The 6313-nt window shown below is 45.1% G+C and carries 5 protein-coding genes; 4 read left to right on the top strand and 1 reads right to left on the bottom strand.

From position 1 onward, the window contains the following. The first annotated feature begins 177 nt into the window (after positions 1–177). Both ACTF5U_RS05010 and ACTF5U_RS05005 read left to right on the top strand, forming a co-directional pair. Positions 178–672, top strand: a complete 495-nt coding sequence (locus ACTF5U_RS05010) for an aminoacyl-tRNA deacylase (protein WP_438970543.1) — start codon at positions 178–180, stop codon at positions 670–672. An 84-nt stretch (positions 673–756) separates the two neighbouring features. Continuing rightward, positions 757–1806: a hypothetical protein gene (locus tag ACTF5U_RS05005; protein ID WP_438970542.1), complete on the top strand. Its 1050-nt coding sequence runs from the start codon at positions 757–759 to the stop codon at positions 1804–1806. A gap of 7 nt (positions 1807–1813) precedes the next feature. Here ACTF5U_RS05005 and ACTF5U_RS05000 read toward each other — a convergent pair whose 3' ends face one another. Continuing rightward, on the bottom strand, positions 1814–4189 hold the full coding sequence (locus tag ACTF5U_RS05000) for a mechanosensitive ion channel domain-containing protein (protein WP_438970541.1): 2376 nt from the start codon (positions 4187–4189) through the stop codon (positions 1814–1816). A gap of 137 nt (positions 4190–4326) precedes the next feature. Here ACTF5U_RS05000 and ACTF5U_RS04995 point away from each other — a divergent pair, with 137 nt between their 5' ends. Together ACTF5U_RS04995 and ACTF5U_RS04990 are read left to right on the top strand one after the other, a co-directional pair. Next, positions 4327–5025: a hypothetical protein gene (locus ACTF5U_RS04995; RefSeq protein ID WP_438970540.1), complete on the top strand. Its 699-nt coding sequence runs from the start codon at positions 4327–4329 to the stop codon at positions 5023–5025. A 43-nt stretch (positions 5026–5068) separates the two neighbouring features. Next, complete coding sequence (locus ACTF5U_RS04990) at positions 5069–6289, top strand: MFS transporter (RefSeq protein ID WP_438970539.1); 1221 nt, start codon at positions 5069–5071, stop codon at positions 6287–6289. Positions 6290–6313: the final 24 nt, after the last annotated feature.

Raw genomic sequence — 6313 nt, 5'->3', positions numbered from 1 at the left:
CGCTAAAGCCTGGTTTGAACAAGATGCTGATGATGCCCGGGATTGGCTGATACATTATGACATTATCAGTCCTAATTTAGCGCCAACCTGGCAACTTCGACAAAAATGAATTCAGTCACGTTATGCAGTATGCTGAACATATTCAAAGACAGATATTTCACATCAACTGGAGGCTAGATGAGCAACTTAATTTCTTCCCCCGTCACGGATTTACTCAATCAAAAAGGCATTGTTTTTGATGTCATTGAAATTCCTCTAACAGAGGACAAAAAGCCGGTTCGTAACCTAGAAGAATTATTGACCAACCAAGGTCACAACCCTAAATCGGTAATACGCAGTCTTTTGTTTAAAACGGGGTCAGATAAGTTTGTATTACTTGCTGTCGCAGGCGGAGGCAGGGCTGACTGGGCTAGCTTACGCAAACATCTGAATGAACGTAAGCTCAGAATGGCTGAATTTAATGAAGTACCGGAGGCAACAGGATATGTTGTTGGCGCTGTCCCTCCTATCGCTCTGCCGGACGATATTATGATTTTGCTTGATGACAGCATCAAAGAATTTGATAATGTCGTGATTGGCAGCGGCGTATTGGGTTATGCGCTGGGATTAAAAGCCGACGATCTGCAGCAACTGATGCCAGATGCCGACAGCGGACAGTTTATTAAAGCATAAGCAAACCGCTGCATCTGGCTTAGCCGAACCAATAATGACCTAATTGGTCATTAGCTATACACCCTATAAAGGGAAGACCTTTTTATGTTCAGGCTAAAACATCTGTCTTTATCGATATCGTGCCTGTTGGCTCTTGGCTTGACCTCCACCAGCAGTCAGGCACAGGACTCAACCGATATCAGGCTGGGTAACACCGACTTCGGTGGGCAAGGTTCACAAAAACTCAGCACATCAAACGCATCCGATGCCCATCACAAGCAGTCGCGTTCATTTAGAAACAGTGCCAGTGATCCGCATATATATAAACATAGGGATGATAATTCAAGCCGTTATTCCAGGCGCCCTCAGCAGTCCTATGGTAATGACGCTGATGATCCACATTACTACAAAAACCGTGATCGCTCAGCTGATAACGTTTCTTCTGACAACGATAAAGATAAACAGCACTATCACAACTACCGGCAGCCCTCTTATGGCATCCAGGGTCATCGATCTTTTGGCTTATCGCCAGGTCCGCATTACCACAATAAAGAGCAAGATTATAATCAGCGCCAGTACCGTGATTATGATCGACACCATCAATCGTACTCTTATCCTCACAAAGACCCTCGTGGGCTTTCTATCTATACTGCGCCCATAAGCTATAGCGCTTATGAATCTCAAAGCAGCTCAACATCGATTTTTGCTTATAAAAATGATACTCAACGGATAAATAACAACACAGGAATGAGCCAATCAGATGCCTGGGATGCATTAGGGGATTACGATTTTGATACCGCCAGATATGCTTTTGAATCTTTACTGCAACAACAACCAGAGTCGGCCTTACCCAGAGCAGGATATGCATTTAGCACTGCTCTGTCAGGTGACTTACAAACAGGCGCTTATGCGATGGAAGAAGCGCTTCTTTACGATGTGTCAGAGCTTGGCTACTTTAAAGCCAATAACGATCTGCAATTAATCTTTGAAGAACTTTTATTAAGTTACCGTGATAATCCTCTAATGACGGCTTCCCTGCATTATTTCATGCAGGATTACCAATCTGCTAATAAGGCAGTCAACATTGCGGCAGATGGGTGCCAGCAATGTCCTGCCGTGATTAATTTAGAAAGGTTAATTAAGCCGCATATTTGACGATGGCTTACTCTGCATCATCAAAATCCCCTTTTTCGATTGGATTGCTATCATCCGTTTTCTTCAACTGTTTTGACACTTTTTTGCTGGGCTCTTGTTTCTCTTTCTTATCCAGCTCATTCACCACTTCCACTTCTTCTACCATACGCATCGGCATAGCTGGCGCCTGTCCCTGTTTATCTTCACCGAAATACAGCGTGAGATGTGGGAATGGAATCTCAATACCTGCCGCATCCAGATACTGTTTAACGAGGCGATTATAAGCTCGACCAACACCCCACTGCGAACCAGGCAAGGTCTTGATTCTGACCCGGATATTCACAGAACTATCAGCTAATGCAGTGACGCCATGCACCTCAAGTTCATCGGATAAGATATTATTACGCTGGTCATCGTCTGCCAACAAGGCATCAAATGCTTCCCGTAACTTCACAATAACCTCGTCAGTATTTTCGCGATAAGCCACACCGTATTCACCGACATGGTAGGCAAATTCACGCATGTAGTTAGAGACGGTATCCACAGAAGAAAATGGCACCACATGATACGTCCCCGATAAATCACGCAGCCCCAGCGACCGAATAGTGAGCTTCTCAGCTACCCCTGTAATACTGCTGACTGTGACGATGTCACCGGCATTAATAGCATTTTCCATTTGGATAAAGACACCGGTAATAACATCCTGAACCAGTTTCTGAGCACCAAAACCAATCGCCAGGCCCAGGACACCGGCACCCGCGATCAATGGCCCGATATTGATGCCTATTTCAGAGAGTACAATCATCGAGGTCATCACAATGATCGTAATAGCTGTCGCATTACGAAAGATGGTGAGCAATGTTTTTTCTCTTGCACTGGGCTCACCACCGCCTTCTTCTGGATTAAGGCGGTGTTCTATCCAGCTTGCCAGCACCATCCAGAACAGCATCGCTGATGTTAGGATAAATAAGACCGATATCACTGTACTCAGGAAATGTGTCCCGGTCGGAGAAGCTAACCATGTCGGCAGATCAACCGCCCCCCAGGCGTCAAAGATCGCACTGATCGCCACCAAGGTAACCAGTATTTTCAGTGATTTATTTAGCATGGGAAGAAAGTTATTAAGCCGGGTTTCAAATGTTGCTAATCGGCTGCTGATAATGACCGGCACCTTCACACCACTACCTATTGTCATTTCCAGTAAAGCGATAACACCCATACCGATAAATACGGCAAGAACCGTTTGGAGCGTCGCAATCAATAAACTGGGTATCGCCTGCTCAGGCTGAACAAGCAAAGCGGCACCCATGACAATGAAATAGGCTATAGCAAACCAGTGCCAGCTTCTGGATAAAAAGCCCATCAACACCTGTGTTGCAGCAAAATTGGATTTTTTACCCAAATCCGATAGACACTGACGTACTTGAGAACGCTTTCTGATGATCGTGGTTAATGCATAGCTAACAGCGATCACGACAATCAGTAAGTTCATCAGATCAGCTAAATTGTCTGACAGGTTGGAGGCTACGAGGGGCACCACAAACAAAATTCCATAGCCGACAAAACTGACTATCGCTGAGATGAAGTGATTCCAATACAAAGCTGTTTCTGCTTGCATGGGTAATAAGCGAAGACTGTCTTCATGGCCGGAAAAAATAGCTCTAAGAACAACTCTGAACAATTCGACAGCCAGGAACACATTTAAAAACAACGTTTGACTGACTGAGATCTGTCCGACCTCACCAATGAACAATAAAGCCGTGCCATAGCCTGCTAACCACGCCAATGCGACGACGATTACATCGGTTACCACAGAAAGCAAAATGGCCGTTGATTTGACGAGTAACTGGTGCACATTGATGTCGGATGCTGCCAACCGATCGGCTCGCTGGAAAAAGAATCGGGCAATAATTCGCAGAACAATATACCCGCCTATCGTCGCAGCGATAACTAAACCAAGCTTGAAAAGCATGCTAAAGAAAGCCCCGATTTTTTTACCTTGCCCTGACGCGAGTTCTGAGATTGCCGTCCAACTACCCGTTAATGTTCCTACGATGGCCTGAACAACGGATTGGCTTTCTTTGGCTACTGCCGTGGCAATCGCATTGCTTTTGTTGTCATCCTGTTGTGATGACTTTTCTGTTTCGGTCTTATCCGTTTCTGAGGTATTTTCGTCAGAGAGTGCTCTTAACTGGCTAATTAATTCTTCCCGGCTTTGAGGATCAGCCAGAATATCGGCCAAAACCGCATAATTATCTTTAGCGTTATCACTCCCCTGCGCTATTTCTCCGACATTTTCCTGCACCATTGGTCCGGCATAAGAAGAAAATGAGAGCATCATGCTCAGACTGACAATGATGAAGACAACTAGAAATTTTAGATCTGAAAAGAGGATCTTTAGCACTATATGCTTCCTTTTATATGCGGTATTGTGGATTTCGTAGCGGGAGATTGTTTTTGACCATAACAACTTGCCGACACGAACTCAAACTTGAAGCCTGAAATAATCAGGAAAATTAGACCTACATCAACGGACTGATTATGATGAAAGGAGTTTCTCTTACGGGAAAATTAATGGACGAGGGCAATCTTCACAGTCGACTTGGTAGTCTATTGCAAATCATTCTCTTAGCTGGGGCAATCGGCGCTATCTGGCACCAGCAATGGTTTAACGCGGTGATCATCATTGGCATTGTTCTGATAACGCTTTTACCAGTTGTTTTAGCCAAACGTTTCAATTTTATTATCCCTCATGAATTTAACCTGCTCGCCATCGCCTTTGTGTTCGCTGCTTTATTTTTAGGAGAGGTTCACGGTTATTACACAAAATTCTGGTGGTGGGATATCGTGCTTCACACAAGCTCTGGATTTTTACTTGGCATAATCGGGTTTCTCCTGGTGTATGTCATGAATGAAAGCGAACAAATTCAGCTAAGCATGCGTGCTGGCTTTATCGCCTTTTTTGCCTTTCTGTTTGCTGTTGGTATTGGTGTTCTTTGGGAAATCATAGAATTTACCATCGACAGCCTTTTTGCCACCGATATGCAGAAACACATGCTTGGTGATCACACTGGCCTGACTGATACAATGTGGGACTTGATTGTCGATGCACTTGGCGCGCTTGTTATAAGCGTTTTAGGATATAGCTACTTAAAAGCCACACAGAATGAGTCCTTTCTAGAGCGTTGGATCCGAAAATTTATTCGGAAGAATCCGCGCCTGTTCAAACACCACAATTAACAATCATTCATACCAAAAACTGAAATACCGATTAGGAAACAACATGGAATCGAATACGCGTCTCGGTTATATCGGACTCATTCGTCAGCACTTTGGTTTATTAGCCGCAGCTTATCTGGCGGTTTTTACCGGCAATTTAGGTCAGAGTTTTTTCATCGGCTTGTTTCAATCCGATATCAGTGCGTATTTGGCTATTTCAGCGGGTGAATTTGGCAGTATCTACGCTGCAATCACCATGATAAGTGGTTTTCTTGTAATGCATTTCGGTCCAAAAATAGACTGGATATCGCCACGAAGCTATGTATTAACCATTCTGTCAGCGCTCATAGCAGGTGTCTTGATGCTGACCTTGTCCCCATGGTGGGCATTAGCGATTGTTGGTCTGGGTCTTCAGCGTCTGTGTGGGCAAGGGTTAATGACACACTTCGGCAGCACATTAGCTGGTCGTGAATTTACGATTAACCGGGGTCGTGCTCTGGGACTAGTGAGTCTCGGGATGCCGTCAGGCGAAGTGATTCTACCTCCGACTATTGCTTTGCTGGTTACTTGGCTGACATGGCAACAAATCTGGTGGAGCATTTTGGCTGTGCTCATTGTTTTGTGGATGATATTGCTTTTGTTAGTTGACTGGCCGGAAGCGCCTCGTAAAAAGGTCGATAAAAAAACGCAACAGAATACGGGCCCCAGCCCGATGCGGGAATTACGCTTCTGGATGCTGATTCCGATGCTGATGGTCTTACCGATTACACTGACAGGTATCTTTATTTATCAGGCACAACTGACCGAAGATCTGGGCGCATCAGCCACTACCTATGCGCTTGCCCTGACAGGACTGGGACTGTCGCGTTTCCCCGGTGCCTTGTTAGGAGGCCGCTGGATAGATGAATTTGGTGCCACTACCCTGGCCAGATTATATTTGCTCCCGTTTGCGATTGCACTCTTCGCGGCGGCTATCATCGGGGGCAATATCGCTATCTGGATTTTGATGCTGGGTGCAGGCTTGGCTTTAGGCATGTCATCCCCGATTGGGGACAGTTTGTTGGTGCGACTCTGGGGTAGAGAGCATCTGGGTCATGTTCGCTCACTTAAATCCGCCTTTTTGGTATTTTCAACCGGTCTTGCACCGGCGTTTCTCGGCTTTATGATTGATGCTGGCGTCACGTTCCAAAGCATATTATTTGGCATGCTGATCTTTTTAATCGTGACATGGCTGCTTGCTCAGTCACCAATTCGTGAAGCCCATAATCATCCAGAACAAATATAAGTTTTTAACAATAACGCAAGTTTG

The sequence above is a fragment of the Methylophaga sp. genome (genome assembly GCF_965655755.1).
GTDB lineage: Bacteria > Pseudomonadota > Gammaproteobacteria > Nitrosococcales > Methylophagaceae > Methylophaga.
This window is presented reverse-complemented; position numbering and strand designations above follow the sequence as displayed.

Coding starts and splice junctions, on each gene's coding strand:
- ACTF5U_RS04995 (WP_438970540.1), top strand. CDS start 4,327: ATGATGAAAGGAGTTTCTCTTACGGGAAAATTAATGGACGAGGGCAAT.
- ACTF5U_RS04990 (WP_438970539.1), top strand. CDS start 5,069: ATGGAATCGAATACGCGTCTCGGTTATATCGGACTCATTCGTCAGCAC.
- ACTF5U_RS05010 (WP_438970543.1), top strand. CDS start 178: ATGAGCAACTTAATTTCTTCCCCCGTCACGGATTTACTCAATCAAAAA.
- ACTF5U_RS05005 (WP_438970542.1), top strand. CDS start 757: ATGTTCAGGCTAAAACATCTGTCTTTATCGATATCGTGCCTGTTGGCT.